The organism is Pseudomonas sp. PDM05 (genome assembly GCF_014851685.1).
Lineage (GTDB): Bacteria > Pseudomonadota > Gammaproteobacteria > Pseudomonadales > Pseudomonadaceae > Aquipseudomonas.
The window spans coordinates 97636-124021 of record NZ_JACVAC010000010.1; the positions used below are offsets into that span (position 1 = coordinate 97636).

Annotated in this window: 26 protein-coding genes; 12 read left to right on the top strand and 14 right to left on the bottom strand. The window is 61.1% G+C overall.

Translation table 11 applies throughout. From position 1 onward, the window contains the following. Window positions 1-30: 30 nt before the first annotated feature. The 3 genes from IB241_RS19500 (at window position 31) to IB241_RS19510 (ending at window position 2079) form a co-directional block, all read left to right on the top strand. Window positions 31-1125 (top strand): PepSY-associated TM helix domain-containing protein, encoded by a 1095-nt coding sequence (locus tag IB241_RS19500; protein WP_192299848.1) that lies wholly within the window; start codon window positions 31-33, stop codon window positions 1123-1125. Next, window positions 1122-1304, top strand: coding sequence for a hypothetical protein (locus IB241_RS19505; RefSeq protein WP_192299849.1), 183 nt, complete (start codon window positions 1122-1124; stop codon window positions 1302-1304). Before IB241_RS19500 ends, IB241_RS19505 begins: the two co-directional genes overlap by 4 nt. A 151-nt stretch (window positions 1305-1455) precedes the next feature. Beyond that, window positions 1456-2079, top strand: coding sequence for a glutathione S-transferase family protein (locus tag IB241_RS19510; RefSeq protein ID WP_225595612.1), 624 nt, complete (start codon window positions 1456-1458; stop codon window positions 2077-2079). A 190-nt stretch (window positions 2080-2269) separates the two neighbouring features. On the opposite strand, the gene creD is transcribed toward IB241_RS19510, so the two are convergent. Genes creD through IB241_RS19530 form a run of 4 tightly spaced genes read right to left on the bottom strand, consistent with a single transcriptional unit; the run spans window position 2270 to window position 6312 of the window. Continuing rightward, on the bottom strand, window positions 2270-3643 hold the full coding sequence (gene creD / locus IB241_RS19515) for a cell envelope integrity protein CreD (protein WP_192299850.1): 1374 nt from the start codon (window positions 3641-3643) through the stop codon (window positions 2270-2272). A gap of 51 nt (window positions 3644-3694) precedes the next feature. Further along, window positions 3695-5134, bottom strand: a complete 1440-nt coding sequence (creC, locus tag IB241_RS19520; RefSeq protein WP_192299851.1) for a two-component system sensor histidine kinase CreC — start codon at window positions 5132-5134, stop codon at window positions 3695-3697. After that, a complete protein-coding gene (gene creB / locus IB241_RS19525; RefSeq protein ID WP_192299852.1) occupies window positions 5134-5802 on the bottom strand; it encodes a two-component system response regulator CreB in 669 nt (222 codons plus the stop codon). Before creB ends, creC begins: the two co-directional genes overlap by 1 nt. A 9-nt stretch (window positions 5803-5811) precedes the next feature. Then, on the bottom strand, window positions 5812-6312 hold the full coding sequence (locus IB241_RS19530) for an ATP-dependent zinc protease (RefSeq protein ID WP_192299853.1): 501 nt from the start codon (window positions 6310-6312) through the stop codon (window positions 5812-5814). 174 nt (window positions 6313-6486) lie between these two features. Here IB241_RS19530 and IB241_RS19535 point away from each other — a divergent pair, with 174 nt between their 5' ends. Further along, complete coding sequence (locus IB241_RS19535; RefSeq protein WP_192299854.1) at window positions 6487-7374, top strand: acyltransferase; 888 nt, start codon at window positions 6487-6489, stop codon at window positions 7372-7374. On the opposite strand, the gene IB241_RS19540 is transcribed toward IB241_RS19535, so the two are convergent. Then, window positions 7371-7943, bottom strand: coding sequence for a DUF2780 domain-containing protein (locus tag IB241_RS19540; protein WP_192299855.1), 573 nt, complete (start codon window positions 7941-7943; stop codon window positions 7371-7373). The genes IB241_RS19535 and IB241_RS19540 overlap by 4 nt on opposite strands. 151 nt (window positions 7944-8094) lie before the next feature. Here IB241_RS19540 and IB241_RS19545 point away from each other — a divergent pair, with 151 nt between their 5' ends. The 5 genes from IB241_RS19545 to IB241_RS19565 all read left to right on the top strand — a co-directional run bounded on the left by IB241_RS19545 (window position 8095) and on the right by IB241_RS19565 (window position 11384). Then, on the top strand, window positions 8095-8721 hold the full coding sequence (locus IB241_RS19545) for an RNA polymerase sigma factor (RefSeq protein ID WP_225595613.1): 627 nt from the start codon (window positions 8095-8097) through the stop codon (window positions 8719-8721). Next, on the top strand, window positions 8718-9395 hold the full coding sequence (locus IB241_RS19550; RefSeq protein ID WP_192299856.1) for an anti-sigma factor domain-containing protein: 678 nt from the start codon (window positions 8718-8720) through the stop codon (window positions 9393-9395). The genes IB241_RS19545 and IB241_RS19550 overlap by 4 nt, the downstream gene beginning before the upstream one ends. 85 nt (window positions 9396-9480) lie before the next feature. Then, window positions 9481-9939, top strand: a complete 459-nt coding sequence (locus IB241_RS19555; RefSeq protein ID WP_192299857.1) for an anti-sigma factor domain-containing protein — start codon at window positions 9481-9483, stop codon at window positions 9937-9939. Window positions 9940-10080: 141 nt separating this feature from the next. Next, a complete protein-coding gene (locus IB241_RS19560; RefSeq protein WP_318652605.1) occupies window positions 10081-10740 on the top strand; it encodes a hypothetical protein in 660 nt (219 codons plus the stop codon). A gap of 284 nt (window positions 10741-11024) precedes the next feature. Further along, window positions 11025-11384: a hypothetical protein gene (locus IB241_RS19565; RefSeq protein WP_192299858.1), complete on the top strand. Its 360-nt coding sequence runs from the start codon at window positions 11025-11027 to the stop codon at window positions 11382-11384. A gap of 42 nt (window positions 11385-11426) precedes the next feature. Here IB241_RS19565 and fdhA read toward each other — a convergent pair whose 3' ends face one another. From fdhA to IB241_RS19605, 8 genes are all read right to left on the bottom strand, one after another. Next, entirely contained in the window at window positions 11427-12626 is a 1200-nt protein-coding gene (fdhA, locus tag IB241_RS19570; RefSeq protein WP_192299859.1) for a formaldehyde dehydrogenase, glutathione-independent, read from the bottom strand. Window positions 12627-12821: 195 nt separating this feature from the next. Beyond that, window positions 12822-13679, bottom strand: a complete 858-nt coding sequence (purU, locus tag IB241_RS19575; RefSeq protein WP_192299860.1) for a formyltetrahydrofolate deformylase — start codon at window positions 13677-13679, stop codon at window positions 12822-12824. Between the two features lie 10 nt (window positions 13680-13689). Further along, the gene (locus IB241_RS19580) at window positions 13690-14322 is read right to left on the bottom strand and encodes a sarcosine oxidase subunit gamma (protein WP_192299861.1); all 633 of its coding nucleotides are present in this window, start codon (window positions 14320-14322) and stop codon (window positions 13690-13692) included. Window positions 14323-14445: 123 nt separating this feature from the next. Beyond that, the gene (locus IB241_RS19585; RefSeq protein WP_192299862.1) at window positions 14446-17463 is read right to left on the bottom strand and encodes a sarcosine oxidase subunit alpha; all 3018 of its coding nucleotides are present in this window, start codon (window positions 17461-17463) and stop codon (window positions 14446-14448) included. Then, window positions 17460-17762 (bottom strand): sarcosine oxidase subunit delta, encoded by a 303-nt coding sequence (locus IB241_RS19590; protein WP_073525868.1) that lies wholly within the window; start codon window positions 17760-17762, stop codon window positions 17460-17462. The genes IB241_RS19585 and IB241_RS19590 overlap by 4 nt, the downstream gene beginning before the upstream one ends. A gap of 14 nt (window positions 17763-17776) precedes the next feature. Beyond that, complete coding sequence (locus tag IB241_RS19595; protein WP_034115307.1) at window positions 17777-19027, bottom strand: sarcosine oxidase subunit beta; 1251 nt, start codon at window positions 19025-19027, stop codon at window positions 17777-17779. 22 nt (window positions 19028-19049) lie between these two features. Further along, window positions 19050-20303, bottom strand: a complete 1254-nt coding sequence (gene glyA / locus IB241_RS19600; RefSeq protein WP_192299863.1) for a serine hydroxymethyltransferase — start codon at window positions 20301-20303, stop codon at window positions 19050-19052. Window positions 20304-20541: 238 nt separating this feature from the next. Next, window positions 20542-21264 carry a TraX family protein gene (locus IB241_RS19605; RefSeq protein WP_192299864.1) on the bottom strand — a complete coding sequence of 241 codons (723 nt, stop codon included), beginning with the start codon at window positions 21262-21264 and terminating at the stop codon, window positions 20542-20544. A gap of 90 nt (window positions 21265-21354) precedes the next feature. Between IB241_RS19605 and IB241_RS19610 the strand changes: the two genes are divergently transcribed. Both IB241_RS19610 and IB241_RS19615 read left to right on the top strand, forming a co-directional pair. After that, window positions 21355-22395 (top strand): threonine aldolase family protein, encoded by a 1041-nt coding sequence (locus IB241_RS19610; protein WP_192299865.1) that lies wholly within the window; start codon window positions 21355-21357, stop codon window positions 22393-22395. Between the two features lie 183 nt (window positions 22396-22578). Continuing rightward, window positions 22579-22779 carry a hypothetical protein gene (locus IB241_RS19615; RefSeq protein WP_192299866.1) on the top strand — a complete coding sequence of 67 codons (201 nt, stop codon included), beginning with the start codon at window positions 22579-22581 and terminating at the stop codon, window positions 22777-22779. A 146-nt stretch (window positions 22780-22925) separates the two neighbouring features. On the opposite strand, the gene gbcB is transcribed toward IB241_RS19615, so the two are convergent. Continuing rightward, the gene (gene gbcB, locus IB241_RS19620) at window positions 22926-24026 is read right to left on the bottom strand and encodes a glycine-betaine demethylase subunit GbcB (protein ID WP_192299867.1); all 1101 of its coding nucleotides are present in this window, start codon (window positions 24024-24026) and stop codon (window positions 22926-22928) included. Window positions 24027-24310: 284 nt separating this feature from the next. Here gbcB and gbcA point away from each other — a divergent pair, with 284 nt between their 5' ends. Next, window positions 24311-25606 carry a glycine-betaine demethylase subunit GbcA gene (gene gbcA, locus IB241_RS19625; RefSeq protein ID WP_192299868.1) on the top strand — a complete coding sequence of 432 codons (1296 nt, stop codon included), beginning with the start codon at window positions 24311-24313 and terminating at the stop codon, window positions 25604-25606. Window positions 25607-26386: the final 780 nt, after the last annotated feature.

Below are 26386 nucleotides of genomic sequence, written 5' to 3' on the forward strand. Positions count from 1 at the left end.
GGCGGCCTCGGCATGTCTGAAGGTTGGAAAATGAAAAGCACCACTATCCGCCGCTGGTCCTTCGTCCACACCTGGACCAGCCTGATCTGCACCGTATTCCTGCTGCTGCTTGCCCTCACCGGCCTGCCGCTGGTGTTCCACCACGAGATCGACCACCTGCTGGGCAACGAGCCGGCACTGGCGCAGATGCCCGCCGATACGCCGCGGCTCAACCTCGAACAGCTGGTGGCCAAGGCCCAGGCCCATCGCCCCGGCGAGGCCATGCAGTACCTGGCCTGGGACGAGGACGACCCGAACGGTGTGATCGCGATCATGGCCGCCACTGCCGGTACCGAACCCAATTCGTCGCACACCTTCATGCTGGATGCGCGTACGGGTGATGCGGTGCAGATGCCGTCGGCAAATGGCGGCTTCACCCTGTTCCTGCTGCGTCTGCATGTGGATATGTTCGCCGGGCTGCCGGGCAAGTTGTTGCTGGCGTTCATGGGCATTCTGTTTGTGCTGGCGATCATCTCGGGCACGGTGTTGTACCTGCCGTTCATGCGCCGCCTGAGGTTCGCCACGGTGCGCCACGACAAATCCACACGCCTGCGCTGGCTCGACCTGCATAACCTGATCGGCGTGGTGACCCTGACCTGGGCCCTGGTGGTCGGCGTCACCGGCGTGATCAGCGCCTGCGCCGACCTGATCATCGCCGCCTGGCGCCAGGACAGCCTCGGCGCCATGATCGAACCCTACAAAAACGCCCCGCCCTTGACCCAGCGCGCCCCGGCAACGGACTTGCTGACCATCGCCGCCAAGGCCGCACCGGGCATGCAGCCAGACTTTATCGCCTTCCCCGGCACGCGCTTTTCCAGCGAGCACCACTACGCGGTGTTCATGAAGGGCAGCACGCACCTGACCTCGCACCTGCTCACGCCGGTGCTGATCGACGCCAGTACCCTGGCTGTCACCGCCATCGCCGAGCGGCCGTGGTACATGGACGCCATGGGCATGTCCCAGCCGCTGCACTTTGGCGACTACGGCGGCATGCCGATGAAGATTTTGTGGGCTGTGCTGGATGTGCTGACCATCATCGTGTTGCTCAGCGGTATTTACCTGTGGATCGTCAGGCGCAAGACATGAAGCCAAGACAGTCGAGTTTCTGGAAGGTGTTTGGCATTCCCTTGGGGATTGGCGTGCTGAGTGCAGCCGGGTTGTTTGCGGCGTTGCTGGGGGATGGGTGGTGGGATTCGTTGAGTTGGGTGGGGTTGGGGGTGCCGGCGGCGCTTGGCACTTGGGGGTTGTTTAAGCGGCGTAGCTGATGGCGCTTTCGCGAGCAAGCCCGCTCCCACATTCGACCGCGATCCGCCTGACAAAATGGGGTCAAATGTGGGAGCGGGCTTGCTCGCGAAGAGGCCTTCAAAAACACCACAAATGCCTCTAGGCTAGCCGCTGCCATCTTGAGGAATACCCATGTCCACCATGACCCTGTTCCACAACCCCGCCTCGCCCTTCGTGCGCAAGGTCCGCGTGCTGCTGATCGAAACCGGCCAACAGGACCGCGTGGCGCTGCAAGCCACCCTGCCGACGCCGGTCCAGCCCGACCTGCAAGTGGTGCAAGGCAACCCCGTGGGCAAGATCCCGGCCCTGCGCCTGGCCGACGGTTCGATGCTGCACGACAGCCGGGTGATCCTCGATTACCTCGACCACCAGCACGTCGGCAACCCGCTGATCCCCCGCGACGGCTCCGCCCGCTGGCGCCGCCTGACCCTGGCCTCAATGGCCGACGGCATCATGGATGCCGCCGTGCTGGTGCGCTACGAGACCGCGATGCGCCCGGTGCAGAAGCATTGGGACCAGTGGCTGGATGAGCAGCGCAACAAGATCCGGCGCAGCGTGGCCGAGTTGGAAGCGGATGCGATTGCGGAGCTGGCCAGCCATTTCGATATCGCGGCGATCAGTGTGGCGTGTGCCCTGGGTTACCTGGACTTCCGCCACCCGGACCTGCAATGGCGCCTCGACAACCCGAAGCTCGCCGCCTGGTACGCCGAGGTCAGCCAGCGTCCCTCGATGCTTGAAACCCAACCTCCCGCCTAACCCCCACCGACATTCCCCTGTAGGAGCGGCGGTGCGACGATTCGACTTGCTCGCGAATGCGGTCTATCAGTAACGGATTCATTGACTGACCCACCGCTTTCGCGAGCAAGCCCGCTCCCACATTGTCCAGTGGTGTGGTTGAGGAAGTTGACTAGCCTCGCCTTCATCTGCTGATCTTCCCTTAACCCAATCATTGCACCGCCTCCAGATCGAACTGCAACGGCTCCACCGCCTTGCGCTTGCCCACGCCATACCAATCCAGTTTGCGCGTCAGCACCATCACCGTGCCCAGCAACCCAAACAGCAACAGCGAGCCCATCAGCAGCGCGTAATCCTCGGCACTCAACAGCCCGTAGAGCAAGGCATACAACGCCGCCAACCCCGCCGAAAACCCCAGCCCGTGGCTGACGCTGCGCAGCACATGGCACACGTAGAAACCGATCAACAACACGCAGGCACTCGCCGAGATCAGGTAAGCCAGGGCAAAGCCGATGTGCTCGGACAACGACAACAGCAGCAGGTAGAAAAACGCCAGCGCAAAGCCCACCAACGCGTACTGCACCGGGTGCACTGCCAGGCTCTTGAGCACTTCAAACAGAAAGAAGCCGGCAAAAGTCAGGGCGATAAACAGCAGCGCATATTTGATCGCGCGGTCGCTCTTGAGGTACTGGTCCACCGGGTCGATGAAGTTGACGCCGAAGCTGCGGTTGTTGAAGTCCTTGCAGCCCTGCCCGTCCAGGCAACTTTGCAGCGCCTGCTCAAGGTTGGTGGAAAAGAATGAGGTCTGCCAGTTGGCGCTGAAGCCCTGATCGGTGACGTCACGCTGGGCCGGCAGGAAGTTGCCGATAAAGCTCGGATGCGGCCAGTTGGAGGCGAGCGACACTTGGCTGACCTTGCCCACCGGCACCACTTGCAGTTGTTCGGTGCCTTGCAGGCGCAGGTCGAAAGCGAAGGTCACGACATAAGGTTTTTTACTGTCCTGCTCCGGCAGCGCCACGTGCACGCCCTCGCCCAGCCAGTCGACTTGGGAGCCCGGTTCGAAGTCCAGGCGCTGGCTGCCCAGTTCCAGTTTCAGCGAGTTCTCGATGCCACGAATATCGCTGATACCCACCGCCAGGAACGCCGGTTCAAAGCGGTAGTCGGCAAAGTCTTCGGTGATGCCCAGTTGTGCCGGCAGTTCAAAATGCCCGCTGATACGGTTGTCGGCATGGAACAGCCGCGCCTGGTAGATGCCACGGGCGCGCAGTTCGGTCTGCACCTTGCCGTCGAGTTCGAAGCGGTCCGGCAGGAAGTACAAACGGCCGCGCTCTTCACGGGTGACTTCGTAGCGTTTGTTGAGTTTTTCATTGAGCTTCCACTCGCGCACAGTCTTGCGGTACGGCACCACCATTAACGGGCCAGTCAGACGCTGGCTGTAGCTGGAGCTGCGGGCGATGTCATCCAGCACGGCATCGCGAGTGTTTTGGCGATCACCGATGATGCCGTTGATCATCAGCAGTGGAATCAGCAACACCAGCATCAGCAGCGCAATCGCGCCAAGTTTGAAAAGCAGACTGCGGTTCATGGGACTCTCCCTGTTTTGATGGGGAGAGTCTGGGCAGCCTGTGTGGGAGATTTATGTGGGCACTGTGGAGACTGTGTGGAGATGCAGCACCACGTTCACCCCACCTTGCACATTGCCGATCTGCAACGCGCCGCCGTGCAGCTTCATCACTTCTTCGACAAAGTTGAGGCCCAGGCCGGTGCTTTTGCGCCCGCTGGCCGGGCGTGGCAGCGAGTAGAAACGCTCGCTCAGGCGCGGCAGGGCATAGTCGGGAATCGGTGCGGCCTGGTTGAACAGGCTGACGTGCACAGCGTTGTGCTGCACCTGCGCGCTGAACCGCAACACCCCACCGGGCGGGGTGAAGTCCAAGGCGTTGTCCAGCAGGTTGCCGAGGGCCTGGCGCAGCAGGAAGGGTTCGCCATACACCTTCACATCCGCCGTTATCCGTTGCTCGACATGCAGGCCCGCGCCTTCGATCCGCGCACATTGGGCCTTGAGCACGTCCTCGACCATAGTCGCCAGCGGAATCTGCGCCTGCTCTTCCAGCCCCTGGCGTTGCTCGACTTGCGCCAGGTTCAGCAGGCGTTCGATCAACTGCTGCAAGCGCGCGCTTTCGCTGTCGATATTGCCGACAAAGCGCTGCTGCTGCTCGCGGCTCATGTCGCCCTGCAACAGCTCCGCCGCGCCGCGAATCGCCGCCAGCGGGCTTTTCAGTTCGTGGGTCAGGGTGTGCACGTAATGTTCGACGTAGGCCTTGCCCTCCAACTGCGTGCGCATGTGCTCCACGGCGGTGGACAGCTGCTTGAGCTCGCCGCCCCGGTAATGCGGCAACTCGGCCCGCCGACCTTCGCTGACCGCCTCTGCGTAGGCCGTGAGCCGACGCAGGGCCACGCTCAGCCACCACGACAGCAACGCCCCGAGCAACAGGCCCAGCACCACCAGGCCGGCGCCGTACCACAGCAAGCGCCGCTCGGTGCGGTCCACATAGGGCTGCAACGAACTGTTGGGCTTGGCCACGGTGACCACGCCGATGATCTGGCCGTTGTCGCGGATCGGCGCACCGACGTGCATCACCGACGACGCGGCGTCATCCGCTGCGCTGCGGGTGGAGCGGGCGCCGTACTCGCCGCGCAGGGTCAGGTACACGTCGTTCCATTTGGAGTAATCCTGGCCCACCGCTTCGCCCGTGGAGTCGAGCAGCACGGTGCCCTTGGCATCGGTCACGTAGATGCGGTGGTTGACCTGGTTTTTCGGCAGCCCCCAGATGGTCGCCCCTGGCTGGCGGTTGCCATAGGCCTTGAGCAATTCGGGCCAGTGGCTTTGGCCAAGGGTGCCGTTTTTCACGTCATCGCGCAGGATCTCGGCGAGCAGGTTGGCGGTGTCCACCAGGGTTTCCTCGGTGGACTGACGCACGCCGGGGCGGATTTCCTTCATCACCGTGCTGAGCACGAAATAACCGGTCAGGCCGATAAACAGCGCGTATACCAAGAAAATCCGTAGCCCCAGGCGCATCAGCTGTGGCTCGGGCTGTAGCTGTAGCCGAGGCCGCGATGGGTCTGGATCGGCTCGGCCTCGGCGGCGACGCTGCGCAACTTGCTGCGCAGGCTTTTGATATGGCTGTCGATATTGCGTTCGTAACCGGCATCCGCGGCCACGCCGACCGCGTCCAACAATTGCTCGCGGCTGAACACACGCTCGGGCTGTTCCAGCAGGCTTTGCAACAAACGGAATTCGTGCCGCGTCAGGCTCAGGGGCTGACCGCGATAGTTGATCTGCATGCGTTCCAGGTCCACCTGAAACACCGCCGGCGCGACAGCGGGCCCTACACGCTTGAGGATCGCCCGCACTCGCGCCGCCACTTCCCGCGGGCTGAACGGCTTGACCACATAATCATCGGCGCCGATTTCCAGGCCCACCACCCGATCGATCTCGCCGTCACGGGCACTGAGGAACATCACCGGCACTTCGCTGAAGCGGCGCAATTGCTTGCAGGTTTCAAAGCCGGTGATGTCCGGCAGGCCGATGTCGAGGATGATCAGGTCAGCCGGGGTCTGGCGCTGATAGGCCAGCGCCTCCTGGCCGAGGCTCAGCCAGGTGGTGGTGAAACCCTCGCCTTGCAGGGCAAACAGCAGCGTATCGGCTATCGCCGCTTCGTCTTCGACAATCAGGATGTGGGGCATGGGGCTCTGTCAGCAGTCCGGTTTGTCGGCAGTGTAACGACGGGCCGGGTTTACCGCAGCGCCGAATTCACGCAGGGCCTTGGCACCGATCAGCAGCGGGTAGTTGAAGCTACTGCGGTCGGTGAGGTTGACCTCGACGGTGCGCTTGACGTTGCCCAGGCACATTTCCAGGTCGATCACCGGGCGCTTGGCCACGGCGGGTTCGTCCTTCTCGTCATCTTCGTCGGCGCGGCTCTTGATCTTGCTGATCCGCGCGACCTTGTGCTCGTAGACTTTGTCCGACGCATCCTTGCCGCCGAGGCGGAAACGTACCCAGTCATCGCCATCGCGCTGGAAGGTTTCGATGTCACGGGCCGACAGCGAAGCGGTGAGCGCGCCAGTGTCCATCTTGGCCTTGAAGGTTTGGCCGATCTCCGGCAACTGGATGTATTCGTAGCGACCGTAAAGGGTCGGTTCAGCAGCCATGACCGGCAAGGCAACCAGGGCAAGCGAGGCAAATAGAAGTTTCACGAAGGCATGTCCTCGGAAAGAAGTAGGCGGATTCTAGACCGCACGCGCGGCACTTAGTTAGCTCACCGGAACCATACCCGGCACATTGTGAAACATTCGTCCGATACTTTGCGATTTGGTCTCTAGACTCAGCTCTCTTATCATGGCCCGCCCACAAGATCCCAAGAGTTGCTTATGCGCCGCCTGCTCACCGGCTGTCTGGTCACACTGCTGCTATTGCTCAACACCCTGGTCCTGATCGGTCCGTTGATGGTGTTTGCCTTGCTCAAGCTGGTCGCCCCTGGCCGTTCTCGCGACTCTATGTCCTGGGCGGTGATGTGGATCGCCGAGACCTGGGCCGAGATCGACAAACTGATCTTCGCGCGCTGCATCCCCACCCGCTGGGATATTCGCGGCGGCGACGACCTGCGTCGCGACACCTCCTACCTGGTGATCAGCAACCACCAATCCTGGGTGGACATCCCGGCGCTGATCCAGGCCCTCAACCGGCGCACGCCGTTCTTCAAATTCTTCCTGAAAAAAGAGCTGATCTGGGTGCCGTTCCTCGGCCTGGCCTGGTGGGCGCTGGATTACCCGTTCATGAAGCGCTACAGCAAGGCGTTCCTGGCCAAGCATCCGGAACTGGCCGGGCAGGATCTGCAAATCACCAAACAGGCCTGTGAATTGTTCAAGCGCCAGCCGGTGACGGTGGTCAATTACCTGGAAGGCACGCGCTTCAACGAGGCCAAGCGCCAGCAGCAGGACTCACCGTTCAGGCGCCTGCTCAAGCCCAAGGCGGGCGGCGTGGCCTTTGTGCTGGCGGCGATGGGCGAACAGCTGGACGCGATCCTCGATGTGACCGTGGTGTATCCACAGCAAGAGATTCCGGGATTCTGGGATTTGATCAGCGGCGCGGTGCCAGAAGTGATCATCGACATCCGTACCCGTGAGTTGGACCCGGCGTTGTGGCAGGGGGATTACGAGAACGATCCGGCGTTTCGCCAGACCGTCCAGAACTGGGTGAACCAGCTCTGGAACGAGAAAGATGCGCGCATCGAACAACTGCGCGCAGAGCGTTCTTAGCTGCCGGTGCCCCACGCCTGGGCCAATTTGCCCAGCAACGATTCGTTGGCACCCTGGCCGCCCAGGAACTGCAGGATCACCGGGGCAAACTGGCCGATCATGCCGCTGTCCATACCCAGGGCGCCGAACGCGGTGTTCAGGTCGTTGGTGCTCTTCACGTTACCCAGCAGGCCGTCCAGGCCGCTGGTCTTGCTGCCACCGGCCTGGCCGAGCATCCCGCTCAAGGCGCCGAGGCTGCCCAGGGCATTGTTGCCCGACAGCTGATCCAGGCCCGGCACGCTGTTGCCCAGTTGCGAGTAGTCATTGCCACTCAGCTTGTTCTTGGCCAAGCCGAGCATCGCGCCGGTGCCGCCGATGGCTTGCTCGGGGGTGATGTTCAGTTGCGAGGTCAGTGTGCTCAGCAAATCGGCCGTCTCGGACGACGGTGCGGCAGCGGCAGCCTTGTTGTTGCCACCTTGCATGCCGGAAATCGCATTGGCTGCATCGCCAAGGCTGAAGCCTGCGGCAAACACCGGGCCGGCTGCCAGGGTCATCAGGCAGGAAAGGGCGAAACCGCGTGAAATCTTCATTGAAACAACCTCTGGATGTAAGAGCTGAAAGCATGGGTTTGACTGACTGTCCCGAAGGATTGTTCCCACATGGAGGTTAGTTCAGAAAAGGCTGCATCCGAATCCCCTGCCCTCGCGTATATCCACCATGCGCCGCCGCGAGTGAAATGGAATGAACGCACAAGCTGAACTACCCTTTGCCTACCGTGCGCATTGCCGTCGCCCTCGTTCGCGAGCCTGGAGATGCCTTATTTCGATCAACGACGCTGATCCGTTGTGCGCCTTGCTGGCCCGATGTGCCGAGGGCAATCGCCAGGCGTTCGAAACCCTTTACCGCAGTGTTTCGCCGCGCTTGCACGGCGTTGCCTTGCGGTTCATGGGGCGCCCGGACCTGGCCGAAGAGGTGCTGCAGGAAGCCTTCGTGCGTATCTGGTACAACGCCTCGCGCTACGAGGCCCACCTGGCGGCGCCGATGACGTGGATGGTCAACATCACCCGCAACCTGGCCATCGACCAACTGCGCAAACACCGCGAGCAACCCCTGGTCGACGGCCAGCAGGACGCCCTGCTCGATGACAGCCCCAGCGCCCACGAGCAACTCGACCGCGAACGCGATACCCATGCGCTGAACCGCTGCCTCGACAGCCTTGACGGCATGCAGCGTCAATCGATCAGCGTGGCCTACTTCAAGGGCCTGTCATGCGCAGAGTTGGCCGCGCACATGGCGGCGCCGCTGGGCTCGGTCAAATCCTGGATCCGTCGCGGCATGGAGCGCCTACGCAGGTGCCTTGAATCATGAACTACCAAACCACGACCCTGCGCCGCGCTCTCGCGGCCGACTACGCCATCGGTCTGATGCCCGCGACCGCGCGTCGGCGCTTTGATGGGTTGCTGCTGGAAGATCCCGCGCTGCGGGTCGAGCTCGGCCATTGGCAGGACGCCCTCGCCACGCTGACCGGCGAGCTGCCGGAACACCCGGTGCCGGATCACGTTTGGGCGGGCATCCAGGCGCGCATCGAACCGCAGGTGCTGCATATGCCGGCGAAGAAAGCGTTCAGGATCAGTTGGCGCTTGCTCGCGGCCGCTTGCGTGCTGGGCACGGCGCTGCTGGTGGGCGTGCTGTACCCCCGCGATCCAGGCGTGACGTACAACGCCACCCTGGTCAACGCCAGCCAGCAGCCGGCATTGCGGGTGCAGGCGGTGGGTGACCGACTGCAGGTCGAGCCGCTGGCCCTGGCCGCCGTGGAACCGGCGCGTGCCCTGCAACTGTGGGCGATCCCCGCCGGTGGCAAACCGATTTCACTGGGCTTGGTACCCACAGCGGGTAAAGGTCAAATCCAGCTGAACAACGCACAAAAAGCCCTGCTCTCCACGCCACTGACCTTGGCCGTGAGCCTGGAGCCACAAGGCGGCTCACCGACCGGCCAGCCCACTGGCCCAGTGCTATATCAAGGCAAATTGGCATCACTTTAGCGAAGATCACGGGCGATGGGTTCAGGAACCCATCGTCCTGCACAAGGTCCATGAGTTGACTACAAAATTTGTCAGGAAGAGACCTATGACTACGATCGACCCCCAAATGATTGAGCACAAACCCTCATTCTGGAACGGCCCGCGTCTGTTCGTGGGCGCCTGCCTTGTGGTGCTCGCGGGTATCGGCGGTGCCCTTTACACCCAAGACTCGGTCAAATCCGCCGCGACCCTGGTGACCACGACCCAGCAGCCCGCTGCGCAGATCATGGCCCACAAGGACTACCTGGAAGTGCAACCGATTGCCGCCGCCACCCCTGCGCCAGACCAGAGCCTGGAACTGTGGGCAATCCCCGAAGACGGCGTGCCAGTGTCCCTTGGCCTGTTGCCGGAAGACGGCAAAGGCATCATCGGCCTCAACCCGCGCCAGCAGGAGTCGATCAAGAAGCCGGTCACGCTGATGGTGAGTTCGGAAACCAAAGGCGGCTCGGTGAGCAAACAGCCGACAGGCCCGACGGTGTACCAAGGGGCGTTGGCCAATCGCTGATCCTTCCCACACTGCCATTGTAGGCACGAGCGGACACTTGAGTAGTCCGCTTCTGAAACGTTAACCATGCTCCAGTTAGCGTCTTACTCCATCTGTGGCGCCTTCTTATAGTCGTGCGCCACAGTCTTGGAGGTGTACGCGATGCAAGGACCCTACGCATTCATCAACGAAAGGCCTCAGCCTTATCCACTGCTCAAACTAAGCCTGTCACTCAACCTGCACACGCACACAAAGTTCGATCTCCTCAATCAGCACATCCGCAACACCGTGGTGTTGCCTGGGCAGTTGGTCATTATCGGAGATAACCGAACAGCGTCCTGCACGGCAGAAGAAGCGCGATTGATGCGCTCAGCCGAAAACATCAAACACTCGTTATTGGCGCACTCTGCCGTCGATCAATTCTTGGTCAAAAACTACGATCAACTACAAGTAATCATGTCCCTGGCCTCTCTTGGCATTGGCAGCACCAGTGGTGCCTGGAGCAATCACCTGGCAAAGATCGAGAAAACGCTCAAGGACATCGATGATTTGCATAAGCAGTACTTGAGAAAGGGCACCCTGGCTGCAAGAGATGAGTTCTTGTTTAAACGCAGGGAACTGTTTGCGAAGCTTGATATTCAACTCTCAGGATTTGCGCACTGGGGCACAGGGTTGAAACGCGAAGGTTCGATTAAAAAGATGCTAGGGATTTCCAGTAAGAGCTATTGGCACCATGGGGAAATCCAGGGGTACGAGCAGTCGGTCAAGCGTATAGCCAAGGCCTCGCAAATGCTGAAGAAGGGGCAACGGCGTTGGAGATAACGGAGGCTTGCTCTACCGGACGTGAGCAAGACTGCACCCAGGCAAAGTACGTTGAAGGAGGCAAGCTAGTACTTGGCATCGGTGGTGCTGCTGCGGGAGGTACATTCGGGGCCCCTATCGGTATTGCGGCATGCATGATTGTTTTTGGCATACCGACGGCAGGCGCCGGCGCCTTGGCATGCGCAGTTGTATGTGGTGCAGCAGGCGGACTGGTCGGTGGCAAGGTGGGGAGCGAGTTGGGGGAAAGTACTGGAAGATTTCTCTTCAAGACTGTGAGGGATTAGATGTTCATTGAATACATCGGCATCTGCTCGGGGGCCATCATGCTACTTAGCTTCCCGCTGATCTTTTACGCCATGTTCAAAAAACTCGATGCTGCAGAGCGCTATGTGGACTGCAGCGCCTATATCATCGTGCACAAGAGTGCACTTCGTAATGCTCCCTTTGAAGGGCGGCCCTCTCGTCTCGTCGCCATGGCGCTCATCATTCTAGTTCCCACACTATTTCAATGGAGGCATTTGGTACGTGTTGAGGATGTCGAAAAAATACCTGCGCATCTCAAGTACTGGATGGTCATCCCCACCCTGATCAGCTTCATCTCTTTCATCAGTATGTGTATCAGCTGGTTGTTTATAAAAAACTGACCCATGAGATAAGGGCGACCCTGAGTCGCCCTTATCTGTCGATTACGCGGCGCTGAACAGCTTGTGCGGATCGATCACAAACTTCTTCGGCACGCCTGCGTCAAACTCGCCGTAGCCTTTTGGCGCGTCGTCCAGGCTGATGACCTGCACACCGACGATCTCGGCGATGTTGATACGGTCCCACATGATCGCTTGCATCAGCGCGCGGTTGTACTTCATCACCGGGGTCTGGCCGGTGTGGAAGCTGTGGGATTTGGCCCAGCCCAGGCCGAAGCGGATGCTCAGGCTGCCCATTTTCGCGGCGGCGTCGACGGCACCCGGATCTTCGGTGACGTACAGGCCCGGAATGCCGATCTTGCCCGCCACGCGCACCACGCCCATCAGCGAGTTGAGCACGGTGGCCGGGGCTTCCGCCTTGACGCCGTCGTGCCCATGACCACGGGCTTCGAAGCCCACGCAGTCAACTGCGCAATCCACTTCAGGCTCGCCCAGCAACGCGGCGATCTGTTCATGCAACGGCGTGTCCTGGGACAGGTCGACAATTTCAAAACCCTGGGCCTTGGCGTGGGCCAGGCGGATGGTGTTGACGTCACCGATGATCACCACCGCCGCACCGAGCAGGCGAGCAGACGCGGCAGCGGCCAGGCCGACCGGGCCGGCACCGGCGATGTACACAGTGCTGCCAGGGCCAACGCCGGCCGTGACGGCGCCGTGGTAGCCGGTTGGCAGGATGTCGGAGAGGCAGGTCAGGTCACGGATTTTTTCCATGGCCTTGTCGCGGTCCGGCAGCTTGAGCAGGTTGAAGTCGGCGTACGGCACCAGCACGTATTCGGCCTGGCCGCCGGTCCAGTCGCCCATGTCGACGTAGCCGTAGGCCCCCCCGGCACGCGCCGGGTTGACGGTCAGGCACACGCCGGTGTGTTGCTCTTTGCACGAGCGGCAGCGGCCGCAGGCGACGTTGAAAGGGACGGAAACCAGGTCGCCGATCTTCAGGTTCTCGACGTCGCTGCCCTTCTCGATCACTTCACCAGTGATCTCGTGACCGAGCACCAGGCCGGTCTGGGCGGTGGTACGGCCGCGCACCATGTGCTGGTCGGAGCCGCAGATGTTGGTGGAGACCACGCGCAGGATGACGCCATGCTCGATCTTCCTGCCACGGGGGTCCTGCATTTTGGGATAGTCGATTTTCTGTACTTCGACCTTGCCGTTGCCGAGATACACGACACCACGATTACCAGACATGCTTTCACCTCGCTGTTGTTTTTATGGAACTGCGTTGCCCTTGGGTGGGCAGCGCGTTAAATGCTCGGGTACAGATGCTGTTTTTGCGTTGTTAGTGAAGGCCTCTTCGCGAGCAAGCCCGCTCCCACATTCGACTGCATTCCAAGGTTGGAACCCAGTCGAATGTGGGAGCGGGCTTGCTCGCGAAGGCGTCCATCAGAGCACCACAGTCCTATTGGCGTTCAAGAAAACCCGCCGCTCAATGTGATACCCAACGGCCCGGGCCAACGTCAGCCCTTCAATATCACGCCCCTTGGCGATCAAATCCTCGGGATAGTGGCTGTGATCCACCACCTCCACGCCCTGGGCGATGATCGGGCCTTCGTCCAGATCGTTGTTGATGTAATGCGCCGTGGCGCCCACCAACTTCACGCCCTTGTTGTACGCCTGATGATACGGCTTGGCGCCCTTGAACCCCGGCAACAACGAGTGGTGAATGTTGATGGCCTTTCCATCAAGTTTGCGGCACAGCTCCGGCGACAGCACTTGCATGTAGCGCGCAAGGATCACCAGTTCGGCACCGGTGTCTTCCACCACCTGCCACACCTGACGCTCCTGGGACGGTTTGTCATTGGGGTCGAGGGGGAAATGGTAGTAGGGAATCTGGTGCCAGTCGGCCAACGGCTTCAGATCAGGGTGGTTGGACACCACCGCAACCACGTCCATCGACAGTTGGCCGATGCGCTGGCGGTACAGCAGGTCGTTGAGACAGTGATCGGCCTTGGAGACCATGATCACCACTTTTGGCCGGTAGTTCGGCGCCGTCAGCTCGAAGATCATCCCAAAGGCTCCGCCGCGAGTGGCCAGGCCATCGCGGAAACCTTGCTCGTCAAAACCGTCGGGCTGGCGGAACTCCACGCGGATGAAAAACCGGCCCGAAAGCCGGTCATCGAACGAGTGGTGCTCGGTAACGTAGCAGCCCTGCTCGAACAGGTAGCGGGTGACCGCGTCCACCGTGCCGAGCACGCTGGGGCAGTCGGCGGTCAAAATCCATGTATCAGGTGCGCGGCTCATGGCTGATTCCTCAGGCTTGGACGTTGAGGCCGAATTCCGCCGAGGCGTCCTGCAACCACAACCACCAGTAGTCCGAGAAGCTGCGACGAATCAGCAGTTCCCAGGTGTTTTCGGCCGTGTGGCGGATCACCAGTTGCGACTTGGCGAACACCGTGCCTACCGCCTTGCCTACCGGGAAGTTGTCGGGGTGCACGTCGTAGCTGGTGGACTTCATCAACACGTCGCGCACGTTCGGGCCGCTCAGTTCAAGGATCTGCTGGCCGCCGCTGACGTTGACCACCTGGATATGCAAATCACCCAGGGCCTCGCGCAGGTTTTTCTCGGCGGCGAATTCTTCACCGCTTGGCACGATGAGCAACCACTCATCCGGGCCGAGCCATTGCAGGCTGGTTTCGCCTTTGACGATCACGGTCAGGGCGCTGGGCAGTTCGATGCCGAGGGCCTTGTGCACGCCGGCGGCGAAGGCTGCATCGTGCCCATCGCCCCGGATGGTCAGGTGGCCCAGGAGTTTCTTTTCACGCACGGTCACACCGGCGTTCTTGCGGCCCTTGCCAACCAGGCTGGCGAGGTCGGCATGGTGCAGCGACGACTCGGCCTTGGCCCCGGTGGTTGGGCGTTGTTGGTACACATTGGCTGCTGTCATAAAGCACCTATCCAAATTCTGTTGTGAGGCTACTGGCGTCTTCGCGAGCAAGCCCGCTCCCACAGGGGTTACGCATTCCAAATGTGGGAGCGGGCTTGCTCGCGAAGGCCGCTACTCGGTCCGTCAGATATTTTGACGATCGCCCTTGGGATCGAAGAACACCGAAGACACAATCTCCGCCTCGATCACACTGCCATCGGCCTGTGGCGAGAACACCCGTTCACCTATGCGCTTCAAGCCGCCCTTGACCACGCCCATGGCAAACGAATAACCAAGGGAGTTGTGCGCATAACTTGAAGTGACGTGACCGACCATCTTCATCGGGATCGACTGCTTCGGATCAAACACCAGTTGCGCACCTTCGGGCAGCCACACTTTCGGATCGACCGGCTTGAGGCCCACCAGTTGCTTGCGCTCTTCACGCACACAGTCTTCACGGTTCATGCCGCGCCAGCCGATCCACGAGAACGGCTTGGTGCGACCAACACACCAGCCCATGTTCAGGTCGTCCGGGGTCATCGAGCCGTCGGTATCCTGGCCGACGATGATGAAGCCCTTCTCGGCCCGCAGCACGTGCATGGTTTCGGTGCCGTACGGGGTCAGGTTGTACTTCTTGCCCGCCGCGACGATCTGTTCGAGCACGCCCATGGCGTAGTCGGCCTGCACGTTGACTTCGTACGACAGCTCGCCGGTAAACGAGATCCGGAACACCCGCGCCGGTACGCCGCCCACCAGGCCTTCTTTCCAGGTCATGAACGGGAAGCCGTCCTTGTCCAGGTCGATGTCGGTGACTTCGGCCAGCAGCTTGCGGCTGTTGGGGCCGGACAGGGTCATGGTGGCCCAGTGGTCGGTGACCGAGGTGAAGTACACCTTGAGGTCTGGCCATTCGGTCTGTTGGTAGATTTCCAGCCACTGCAGCACGCGAGCAGCGCCGCCGGTGGTGGTGGTCATCAGGAAGTGGTTGTCGGCGAGGCAGGCCGTTACGCCGTCGTCGAAGACCATGCCGTCTTCCTTGCACATCAGGCCGTAGCGCGCCTTGCCCACATCGAGCTTGGTCCAGGCGTTGGTGTAGATGCGGTTGAGGAACTCACGGGCATCCGGGCCCTGAATGTCGATCTTGCCGAGTGTGGACGCATCCAGCAGGCCCACGCTGTCGCGCACGGCCAGGCATTCGCGTTTCACCGCGGCGTGCAGGTCTTCACCGTTGCGTGGGAAATACCATGGGCGTTTCCACTGGCCGACGTCTTCAAACTCGGCGCCGTTCTTCACGTGCCAGGCTTGCAGTGCGGTGTAGCGCACAGGTTCGAAGATGTGCCCACAGTGACGGCCCGCCACCGCGCCGAACGTCACCGGCGTGTAGTTCGGACGGAACATGGTGGTGCCCATCTGCGGGATGGTCACGTTCAACGAACGGGCGGCAATCGCCAGGCCGTTGACGTTGCCCAGCTTGCCCTGGTCGGTGCCGAAGCCCAGCGCGGTGTAGCGCTTGACGTGCTCGACCGACTCGAAACCTTCGCGGGTCGCCAGTTCGATGGCGGCGGCGGTGACGTCGTTCTGCAGGTCGACGAATTGCTTCGGCGCCCGTGCGGTCGGCTTGTCGTGGGGCACCTGGTATACCGCCAGCGTTGGCTCTTCCAAGCGGCTCAGGGCTTTTGGCAGGGTGCCTTCCACCGGCGCAAAACCGGCTTCGCTGGCCGCGCGCACGCCGCCTTCAAAACCATCGGCCAGGGAATCGCCGAGGCCGTAGACGCCGTTGATGCCACCGACGCACACGCGTTTCTGCGGCGCTTCGCCCGGGACAAAACCGAGGATGTCTTCACGCCAGGTCGGCTTGCCGCCCAGGTGCGACGCCAGGTGAACCACCGGGCTGTAGCCGCCGGAACTGGCCACCAGGTCACAGTCCAGCCATTCGCCTGGGCTGGTGACTTTGTGCGCTTTCACATCGATCGCGGCCACACGGGCAGCGGTGACGTGCTTGCTGCCACGGGCTTCGATCACGGCGCTGCCGGTGAGGATGCGAATACCTTTGGCGCGGGCTTCTTCCACCAGCGCACCACGTGGGTTGTGGCGCACATCGGCGACGGCGACCACTTGCAGGCCGGCGTCGAGCCAGTCCAGCGCAACGCGGTAGGCGTGGTCGTTGTTGGTCGACAGCACCAGTTTTTTACCCGGCGCCACGCCGTAGCGACGCACGTAGGTAGAGACCGCACCGGCGAGCATGTTGCCCGGCACGTCGTTGTTGCCGTACACCAGTGGACGCTCGCACGCGCCCGTCGCCAGCACCACGCGCTTGGCACGCACACGGTGGATACGCTGACGCACCACGCCAATCGGCGCACGGTCACCGAGGTGATCGGTGAGGCGCTCGTGAATGGTCAGGAAGTTATGGTCGTGGTAGCCGTTGACGGTGGCGCGCGGCAGCAGCACCACGTCCGGCAGGGCCTTGAGTTCAGCGATGACGCTGGCGACCCATTCGGTAGCCGGCTTGCCGTCGAGGCTTTCGCGGGAATCGAGCAGCGAACCGCCGAACTCCTCCTGCTCGTCGGCAATGATCACGCGCGCGCCGCTGCGTGCGGCAGCCAGTGCGGCGGCCAGGCCGGCAGGGCCTGCACCGACCACCAGCACGTCGCAGTGACGGTTGAAGTTGTCGTAGGTGTCCGGATCGTTCTCGGTCGGCGAGCGGCCCAGACCGGCAGCCTTACGAATGTACTTCTCGTAGGTCATCCAGAACGATTGTGGGTACATGAAGGTTTTGTAGTAGAAACCCGGCGGCATCAGCTTGCCGCCGACCTTGCCGAGAATGCCCATCACGTCATTGTTGACGTTCGGCCAGCCGTTGGTGCTGGTGGCGACCAGGCCTTGGTACAGCGCCTGTTGCGTGGCGCGCACGTTGGGAATCTGGGTGGCTTCGGTCGCACCGATCTGCAACACCGCGTTCGGCTCTTCGGCGCCGGCGGCGAAGATGCCGCGAGGACGCGAGTACTTGAAGCTGCGGCCGATGATGTCGACGCCGTTGGCCAACAGGGCGGCGGCCAGGGTGTCGCCTTCAAAGCCCTTGTAGGTCTGGCCGTTGAAGGTAAACGTCAGGACTTTATTACGGTCGATCCGGCCACCGTTGGACAGGCGATTGGTCTGGCTCATACCTTCTCTCCAGAGGCCTTGGCGGTGAATTGTGGCTTCTCACCGATCTTGTAGGTTTCAAGAATTTCGTAGGTCAGGGTGTCGCGGGTCGCGTTGAAATACTGGCGGCAACCGGCGGCGTGAATCCACAACTCGTGGTGCAGGCCACGGGGGTTGTCGCGGAAGAACATGTAGTCGCCCCACTGCTCATCGGTGCAGGCATTCGGGTCCAGCGGGCGCGGGATATGCGCTTGGCCGGACGCGTGGAATTCCTCTTCGGAGCGCAGTTCGCCACAGTGAGGACAGAAGATATGCAACATAGGAATTTCTCCTGTTAGTGGGCGACGGCCGCAGCGCCGTGTTCGTCGATCAACGCACCGTTGTGGAAACGGTCGATGGAGAAAGGTGCGGCCAACGGGTGCATTTCACCCTTGGCGAGGCTGGCGGCAAACACGTTGCCTGAGCCTGGAGTGGCCTTGAAGCCACCGGTGCCCCAACCGCAGTTGAAGAACATGTTCGGCACTGGCGTCTTGGAGATGATCGGGCAGGCGTCCGGCGTGGTGTCGACGATGCCGCCCCACTGGCGGTTCATGCGTACGCGCGACAGCACCGGGAACATCTCGACGATGGCCTGGATGGTGTGCTCGATCACCGGGTACGAACCACGCTGGCCGTAGCCGTTGTAGCCGTCGATACCGGCGCCGATCACCAGGTCGCCCTTGTCGGACTGGCTGATGTAACCGTGCACGGCGTTGGACATGATCACGCTGTCGATAATCGGCTTGATCGGCTCCGACACCAACGCTTGCAGCGGATGGGATTCGATCGGCAGGCGGAACCCGGCCAGCGAAGCCATGTGCCCGGAGTTACCGGCCGTGACCACACCGACGCGCTTGGCGCCGATAAAGCCCTTGGTGGTTTCCACGCCGATGCACACGCCGTTTTCCTTGCGGAAACCGATCACTTCGGTCTGCTGGATCAGGTCCACGCCAAGGGCGTCGGCAGCACGGGCAAAGCCCCACGCCACGGCATCGTGACGGGCCACGCCGCCGCGCCGTTGCACGGTGGCACCGAGTACCGGGTAGCGGGTGTTTTTCGAGCAATCGAGGTACGGGATCTCGTCGGCCACTTGCTTGGCGTTGAGCAGCTCGCCGTCCACGCCGTTGAGGCGGTTGGCGCTCACACGCCGCTCGGAGTCACGGATGTCTTGCAGGGTGTGGCACAGGTTGTACACGCCGCGCTGGGAGAACATCACGTTGTAGTTCAGGTCCTGGGACAGGCCTTCCCACAGTTTCATCGCATGTTCGTACAGGTGCGCCGACTCGTCCCACAGGTAGTTGGAACGCACGATGGTGGTGTTGCGCGCGGTGTTACCGCCGCCCAGCCAGCCTTTCTCGACCACGGCCACGTTGGTGATGCCGTGTTCTTTTGCCAGGTAGTAGGCGGTCGCCAGACCATGCCCGCCGCCGCCGACGATGACCACGTCATAGACCTTTTTAGGGGTGGGCGTGCGCCACATCTTCTGCCAGTTTTCGTGGTGGCTGAGGGAGTGCTTGAAGAGGCCGAAGCCCGAGTAGCGTTGCATAGTCATTACTCCAAAACCGCGCTCAGCGATAAACCGGGAAATCAGCGCACAGGGCAGACACGTGCTTGGCCACGTTGGCCTCGACATCGGCGTCGCCGAGGTTGTCGAGGATGTCGCAGATCCAGCCGGCCAGTTCGATGCACTGCGCCACTTTGAAACCACGCGTGGTCACCGCCGGGGTGCCGATGCGCAGGCCCGAGGTCACGAACGGCGACTGCGGGTCATTCGGCACGGCGTTTTTGTTGACGGTGATGTGGGCGCGACCGAGGGCGGCATCCGCCTCTTTGCCGGTGAGGCCCTGACGGATCAGGCTGACCAGGAACAGGTGGTTATCGGTGCCGCCGGACACTACATCGTAGCCGCGTTTGATAAACACGCTGGCCATCGCCTGGGCGTTATCGATCACTTGTTGCTGGTAGGCCTTGAAGCCTGGCTCCAGCGCTTCCTTGAAGCACACGGCCTTGCCGGCGATGACGTGCATCAGCGGGCCGCCCTGGGCGCCGGGGAATACGGCGGCGTTGAGTTTCTTTTCGATCTCTTCGTTGGACTTGGCCAGGATCAAACCACCACGTGGACCGCGCAGGGTCTTGTGGGTGGTGGTGGTGACCACATCGGCGTACGGCAGCGGGTTCGGGTACAGGCCGGCGGCAACCAGGCCGGCGACGTGGGCCATGTCAACGAACAACAGCGCGCCAACCTTGTCGGCGATCTGACGGAAGCGTGGGAAATCCAGAGTCTTGGAGTAGGCAGAGAAACCGGCCACGACCATTTTCGGCTTGTGCTCGACCGCCAGGCGCTCGACTTCGTCGTAGTCGATCAGGCCGGTGTCGGTGTTGATGCCGTATTGCACCGCGTTGTACAGCTTGCCCGAGGACGACACTTTGGCGCCGTGGGTCAAGTGACCGCCGTGGGCCAGGCTCATGCCCAGGATGGTGTCGCCGGCGTTCAGCAGGGCCAGGTACACGGCGCTGTTGGCGGACGAACCGGAGTGTGGCTGCACGTTGGCGTAATCGGCGCCGAACAGCTGCTTGGCGCGTTCGATGGCCAGGGCTTCCACTTTATCCACATGCTCGCAGCCACCGTAGTAACGCTTGCCTGGGTAGCCTTCGGCATATTTGTTGGTGAGGCCGCTGCCTTGAGCTTCCATCACGCGCTTGCTGGTGTAGTTCTCTGACGCGATCAGCTCGATATGATCTTCCTGGCGCTGCTCCTCGGCATTCATCGCCGCCAGCAGTGCATCGTCATATCCCTGGATCTGGTCTTGTTTGCTGAACATCGCGTCTCTCCCAGCCTTTCGTATTGTTGAGGCCCGGTGCAGGGCCCTTTGATGCGATGGTAGGGCTGGCGCCTGTAGATCAAATGCCTACGCACGCCACGCAAAGGTGCGTTTACGACATTCATTGAGCGCCGCAGAAAAAATGTGGGAGCGGGCTTGCTCGCGAATGCGGTGGGCCAGCCAATACATGTGTTGACTGACCCACCGCATTCGCGAGCAAGCCCGCTCCCACAGGGGGTTACGCAATGATTTTGCGGACGATTAACAGCAGCAGAAAATGCAGAGGATAGAGGGTGTAGGCCCAGCGCCGCATCGCCGGCGGCGAGGCGTTTTTGGCATGTCGCAACAAGACCAGACCGGCCAATGGCGCGATCAGGCATGTGGCCAATCCCGACATCGCCATCAGCGTGCCGCTATCGAGCAACACCTGCCATTGATTGGCGGCCACGCAGACCAACCCCGGCAATACGCTGAAATACCAGGCACGGCTAAACACCAGCAGCATCGCCAACGGCAGCAGCACGCCAAAAAATCCGAACATCAGGTACGGGGAAAACACGCCGGCTATCGTGAGGGCAATCAGCGCCAATCCTCGATCAAAAAGCGTCTTCTGCTGCCATCCTCGCGCAACCAGCATTCCCAGCGCCAAGGTCGGCAACACATTCAACGTATCGGCATCCTCGATAAACAACCGGTACGGTACCTCGCTGATCACACTGAACAACAGCAGCCAGCCCAGGTAGCGCACGCTGACCGGGGCCCCTTTCACCCGGTGCAGATTCGCCGCAATCGCCAGGCAAAACCATGGGAACGCCAGGCGCCCCGGCACATACAAACCGTCCAGGCTCAACCCGACATAGCGCAGGTGATCGAGCACCATGCACAGCAGCGCCAGCCACTTGAGCAAGTCCAAAGCGCCATCTCGGACAGGTCCGACAGGCAAGGTGTGAGTGCCGTGCATAATTCCCCAGTGACTTTGCATTTACAGAGCGTGCGCACCCGCGACAATCTTGGTTACAGTGCGCACCAACATCGACCACAGGAATGGGCCATGACTGACAAGAGCCAACAATTCGCCAGCGACAACTATTCCGGCATTTGCCCGGAAGCCTGGGCCGCCATGGAACAAGCCAACCACGGCCATCAACGTGCCTACGGCGATGATGAATGGACCCACCGCGCCGCCGACGGTTTCCGCAACCTGTTCGAAACCGATTGTGAAGTGTTCTTCGCCTTCAACGGCACCGCCGCCAACTCCCTGGCGCTGTCCTCGCTGTGCCAGAGCTACCATAGCGTGATTTGCTCGGAAACCGCCCACGTCGAGACCGACGAATGCGGCGCGCCGGAGTTTTTCTCCAACGGCTCCAAGCTGCTCACCGCCCGTACCGAAAACGGCAAGCTGACCCCGGAATCGATCCGCGAGATCGCCCTCAAGCGCCAGGACATCCACTACCCCAAGCCCCGCGTGGTCACCCTGACCCAGGCCACCGAAGTCGGCAGCGTGTACACCCCGGACGAAATCCGCGCCATCAGCGCCACCTGCAAGGAACTCGGGCTGAACCTGCATATGGACGGCGCACGCTTCTCCAACGCTTGCGCATTCCTGGGCTGCTCGCCGGCCGACCTGACCTGGAAGGCCGGCGTCGACGTGCTGTGCTTTGGCGGCACCAAAAACGGCATGGCCGTGGGTGAAGCGATCCTGTTCTTCAACCACAAGCTGGCCGAAGACTTCGACTACCGCTGCAAACAGGCCGGCCAGTTGGCGTCGAAAATGCGCTTCCTGTCTGCCCCTTGGGTAGGCCTGCTGGAAAACGACGCCTGGCTCAAACACGCACGCCACGCCAACCATTGCGCGCAACTGTTGAGCCGCCTGGTGGCGGATATTCCCGGCGTGGAGTTGATGTTCCCGGTGCAGGCCAACGGCGTGTTCCTGCAACTCTCGGAACCGGCGATTGCGGCGCTGACAGCCAAGGGCTGGCGCTTCTACACCTTCATCGGCAAAGGCGGCGCGCGCTTCATGTGTGCGTGGGACACAGAAGAGGAACGTGTAAGGGAATTGGCCGATGATATTCGGAAAGTGATGGGCGCCTGATCCCGGCGGATACTGGCGCTATGCCGAGTCTGTTATTTGATATTTCTGACAGCAGCACACTGTATTTTCATTGACTAGCCTCTTGGAACCCGCAAGGAAAAGGCCGCTGCAGCGGCCACCTTTCGGGTACAACTGCCTGCCGAATCATCGGCCGGAAATGGAAATCCAGCAGAGAGCCAAACCATGGAATATCAAAGTAACGGTACCACCCTGCAAAACGACGACGGCGTCAACACCACAGTCATCGACTGGGATGAGTTCAGGAAATCCGCCAGAGTCGGCGACACCATCCGCGAGCCATCAAGGACGTTGAGGATCTACGATAAAGTCTATGAATTGACAGCATCAGGTCAGCACTTCGTCGTGCATATCTACGCCCAGTAACCACTGATGTGGGAGCGGGCTTGTGTGGGAGCGGGCTTGCTCGCGAATACGCAGTATCAGTCACCAGATCAGTGATCTGACACACCGCTTTCGCGAGCAAGCCCGCTCCCACACAAGCCCGCTCCTACTCTGAACTGCGCCCGCTGTCAGAACTCGATGCGCACGTCACCCTTCGGTACGCTGCAGCACGACAGAATGTAACCCTCGGCCTCGTCTTCCTCGGTGATCCCGCCGTTGTGCTCCATCTCCACCTCGCCACCCAGCTTCATCACCTTGCACGTGCCGCAGATCCCCATGCCACAGGCTTTCGGGATCAACAGGCCGAGCTTGGCCGCTGCCGCGTGCACGGTTTCGCCCGGCGCCACGCGGATGCTTTTGCCCGAGGCAATGAACTCCACTTGATGCAGGTCCGCCAGGTCGATCTCCGGCGCATCCGCCGCTTGTTCAGCTTGCTCTACCGCATCGGCACGCGCTTCCGCCGGCGTGGCACCGAAGGATTCCTCGTGATAACGCGCCATATCGAACCCGGCGACTTCCAGCAGGCGTTTCACCGCGTTCATGTACGGCGTCGGGCCGCAGCAGAACACTTCGCGCTCAAGGAAGTCCGGCACCATCAGCTCGAGCATCTTGTGATTGAGGTAGCCGCGATAACCCGCCCATGGTTCGCCCAGGCCGTGCTTTTCGCAGATCAGGTGCAGGCTGAAGTTGTCGATCCGCGACGCCATGTGTTCCAGCTCGCGGTGGTAGATGATGTCTTTGGGCGAGCGGGCGCTGTGGATAAACGTCATGTCGACGTTGGCGTTGGTGTCGTAGAACCAGCGCGCCATGGACATTACCGGGGTGATCCCGACACCACCGCTGAGGTACAGCACTTTCGGGCTGGGGAAATCGATGGCGTTGAACAGGCCGACCGGCCCGTGCACCGCCAGCTCCTGGCCTTCGTGCAAGGTATCGTGCAGCCAGTTGGACACCTTGCCGCCCGGCACGCGCTTGATCGTCACCGAGAAGCTGTACGGCACCGACGGCGAGCTGGAAATGGTGTAGGAGCGCATGATCGGCTGCCCTTCGATTTCCAGCTCCAGGGTGACGAACTGCCCCGGCTTGAAAAAGAACAGGATCGGCTGGTCGGCCATGAAACAGAAGGTGCGCACGTCCCAGGTTTCCTGGATGACTTTGACGCAACGGACAATGTGTCGACCATTGGCCCAGGTCTGGGTGGTTACCGGATTCAGGAAGCTGTTGGACATGCTGATTCTCCACTGCCGATGTTCGGCTTTATGGTGGCGATTCTGCGTAACGTCGCAACCGCCCATTTACCTATCTGCGACATTCACATACTTATCGCGACCAGCCCCCAACTACCTAGGCTTGCGCGTCGGGAACAGATTGGGCCATGTCGCCCATGGATAAGGTTCAACCCATCGGCGGCCCCACACTCGCTCCCAACAACGACGCTTTCTTTACGCCTTGCACTGCACCAACCGTAGCCACTATTCGCCGGCCACACAGAATGGCCATGAGGACACACACGATGGACGTCACCGCAACCTTAAGCTTGGGCGATCCGCTGGAACCCGCACGCAAGGCCACCGCGCAAATGCTGCAAGAGCGCGAGCGCACTTTCTCGCTGCCACAGCCGTTCTACTCTGATGAGCGACTGTTTGATATCGACATGCAGGAAATCTTCCAGAAAGAATGGTTGATCGCCGGCATGACCTGCGAGATCCCCGCCAAGGGCAACTACCTGACCCTGCAAGTGGGCAAGAACCCGATCATCGTGATCCGCGGCGCCGAAGGCGTGGTGCATGCGTTCCACAACGTGTGCCGTCACCGTGGCTCGCGCTTGTGCACCAGCGACAAGGGCAAGGTCGCCAAGCTGGTCTGCCACTACCACCAGTGGACCTACGAGCTGGACGGCCGCCTGCTGTTCGCCGGCACCGAGATGGGTGCCGACTTCGACATGAAGCAGTATGGCTTGAAGCCGGTGAACGTGAAGACCGCTGGCGGCTACATCTTTATCAGCCTGGCCGAGAACCCGCCAGCCATTGATGACTTCCTGTCGACGCTGAACCATTACATGGAACCGTACGACATGGAAAACACCAAGGTGGCGGTGCAAACCACCTTGATGGAGAAGGCCAACTGGAAGCTGGTGCTGGAAAACAACCGCGAGTGCTACCACTGCAACGCGTCGCACCCGGAACTGTTGAAGACCCTGCTGGAATGGGACGACGTCACCGACCCTCGCGCCGACCAGGCCTTCAAGGATCACGTCGCCGCATCGGCCGCCGCCTGGGACGCCGAGAAGATCCCGTACGCCCACGCCAGCTTCGGCCTGCGTAACCGCATCGTGCGCATGCCGCTGCTCAAGGGCACCGTGTCGATGACCCTGGACGGCAAGCAGGGCTGCGCCAAGCTGATGGGCCGCATCAAGAACCCGGACCTGGGCTCGATGCGCATCCTGCACCTGCCGCACTCGTGGAACCACTGCATGGGCGACCACATCATCGTGTTCACCGTGTGGCCGATCAGCGCCCAGGAAACCATGGTCACCACCAAGTGGCTGGTGCACAAAGACGCCGTCGAAGGCGTGGACTACGACGTGGAGCGCATGCGCCAGGTGTGGGACGCCACCAACGACCAGGACCGTCGCCTGGCCGAAGAAAACCAGCGCGGCATCAACTCCACCGCCTACCAACCGGGCCCGTACTCCAAGACCTACGAGTTCGGCGTGGTGAACTTCGTGGATTGGTACAGCGAGCGCATGCTCAACAACCTGGGTGCGGCACCGGCGCCTTACCTCAAGGGCGTGGCCGCACACGAATAAACAAACATGCGGGCTTGATGTGGGAGCGGGCTTGCTCGCGAAGGCGCAGTGTCAGTCACGGATGAAGTTGACTGATACACCGCTTTCGCGGGCAAGCCCGCTCCCACAGTTGATCGGCGCCGCTGGCAGATAGGCTGCCCCTCAACCATGGAATCTCCCACAGTTTGATCCGCACACTGTTCAAAATTTAGCCATACAGCCTACAGGCCGCTAGCAATAGGCCCTCCAGCCTTTGCCCAACAACTTATCCACAAAGCCACCCACAGCAATTGTGGGCAACTGTGTCTTCCAGCCAAAAATAACCGAAGAAAATCCGTGACTTATTCAGTCAGACGGTTTTGAGTACGCGCTGATCATTTTTTGACCATAACTCTACAAGCCACGTAATCCGTGGCATGCAGCAGTACGCAAACACCTTATCCACAGAAGCGCCAACAGACTTTGGGTGTAACTTTGAAAGCGCTGTGGAAAACCACCTTAAAGCTTCATAAATCGAGGCTTCGAGGGAGTTGGGCGCACAATTACCGGAAATTGATCAAAATATGATCACATGCGTGAAGCGCCCTATCCACCTGGCCTGTAGCCGATAGCAAACATCTTATCCACAGAAGCGCCAACAGACTTTGGGGGCAACTCCAGAACCCGCAGGTGCCTTATCCACACGAAAACTGCCTTAAAAACCGTGACTTAGCCTGGTCAGTTTTCATACAAGGGCCTGGAGCCGTTGATTGGCGTGGCCTGTGGACAAGCACCAACACCTTATCCACAGCTACGCTCACA

Coding starts and splice junctions, on each gene's coding strand:
- IB241_RS19500 (WP_192299848.1), top strand. CDS start 31: ATGAAAAGCACCACTATCCGCCGCTGGTCCTTCGTCCACACCTGGACC.
- IB241_RS19505 (WP_192299849.1), top strand. CDS start 1,122: ATGAAGCCAAGACAGTCGAGTTTCTGGAAGGTGTTTGGCATTCCCTTG.
- IB241_RS19510 (WP_225595612.1), top strand. CDS start 1,456: ATGTCCACCATGACCCTGTTCCACAACCCCGCCTCGCCCTTCGTGCGC.
- creD (WP_192299850.1), bottom strand. CDS start 3,643: ATGAACCGCAGTCTGCTTTTCAAACTTGGCGCGATTGCGCTGCTGATG.
- creC (WP_192299851.1), bottom strand. CDS start 5,134: ATGCGCCTGGGGCTACGGATTTTCTTGGTATACGCGCTGTTTATCGGC.
- creB (WP_192299852.1), bottom strand. CDS start 5,802: ATGCCCCACATCCTGATTGTCGAAGACGAAGCGGCGATAGCCGATACG.
- IB241_RS19535 (WP_192299854.1), top strand. CDS start 6,487: ATGCGCCGCCTGCTCACCGGCTGTCTGGTCACACTGCTGCTATTGCTC.
- IB241_RS19540 (WP_192299855.1), bottom strand. CDS start 7,943: ATGAAGATTTCACGCGGTTTCGCCCTTTCCTGCCTGATGACCCTGGCA.
- IB241_RS19545 (WP_225595613.1), top strand. CDS start 8,095: ATGAACGCACAAGCTGAACTACCCTTTGCCTACCGTGCGCATTGCCGT.
- IB241_RS19550 (WP_192299856.1), top strand. CDS start 8,718: ATGAACTACCAAACCACGACCCTGCGCCGCGCTCTCGCGGCCGACTAC.
- IB241_RS19555 (WP_192299857.1), top strand. CDS start 9,481: ATGACTACGATCGACCCCCAAATGATTGAGCACAAACCCTCATTCTGG.
- IB241_RS19560 (WP_318652605.1), top strand. CDS start 10,081: ATGCAAGGACCCTACGCATTCATCAACGAAAGGCCTCAGCCTTATCCA.
- IB241_RS19565 (WP_192299858.1), top strand. CDS start 11,025: ATGTTCATTGAATACATCGGCATCTGCTCGGGGGCCATCATGCTACTT.
- fdhA (WP_192299859.1), bottom strand. CDS start 12,626: ATGTCTGGTAATCGTGGTGTCGTGTATCTCGGCAACGGCAAGGTCGAA.
- purU (WP_192299860.1), bottom strand. CDS start 13,679: ATGAGCCGCGCACCTGATACATGGATTTTGACCGCCGACTGCCCCAGC.
- IB241_RS19580 (WP_192299861.1), bottom strand. CDS start 14,322: ATGACAGCAGCCAATGTGTACCAACAACGCCCAACCACCGGGGCCAAG.
- IB241_RS19585 (WP_192299862.1), bottom strand. CDS start 17,463: ATGAGCCAGACCAATCGCCTGTCCAACGGTGGCCGGATCGACCGTAAT.
- IB241_RS19590 (WP_073525868.1), bottom strand. CDS start 17,762: ATGTTGCATATCTTCTGTCCTCACTGTGGCGAACTGCGCTCCGAAGAG.
- IB241_RS19595 (WP_034115307.1), bottom strand. CDS start 19,027: ATGCAACGCTACTCGGGCTTCGGCCTCTTCAAGCACTCCCTCAGCCAC.
- glyA (WP_192299863.1), bottom strand. CDS start 20,303: ATGTTCAGCAAACAAGACCAGATCCAGGGATATGACGATGCACTGCTG.
- IB241_RS19605 (WP_192299864.1), bottom strand. CDS start 21,264: ATGCACGGCACTCACACCTTGCCTGTCGGACCTGTCCGAGATGGCGCT.
- IB241_RS19610 (WP_192299865.1), top strand. CDS start 21,355: ATGACTGACAAGAGCCAACAATTCGCCAGCGACAACTATTCCGGCATT.
- IB241_RS19615 (WP_192299866.1), top strand. CDS start 22,579: ATGGAATATCAAAGTAACGGTACCACCCTGCAAAACGACGACGGCGTC.
- gbcB (WP_192299867.1), bottom strand. CDS start 24,026: ATGTCCAACAGCTTCCTGAATCCGGTAACCACCCAGACCTGGGCCAAT.
- gbcA (WP_192299868.1), top strand. CDS start 24,311: ATGGACGTCACCGCAACCTTAAGCTTGGGCGATCCGCTGGAACCCGCA.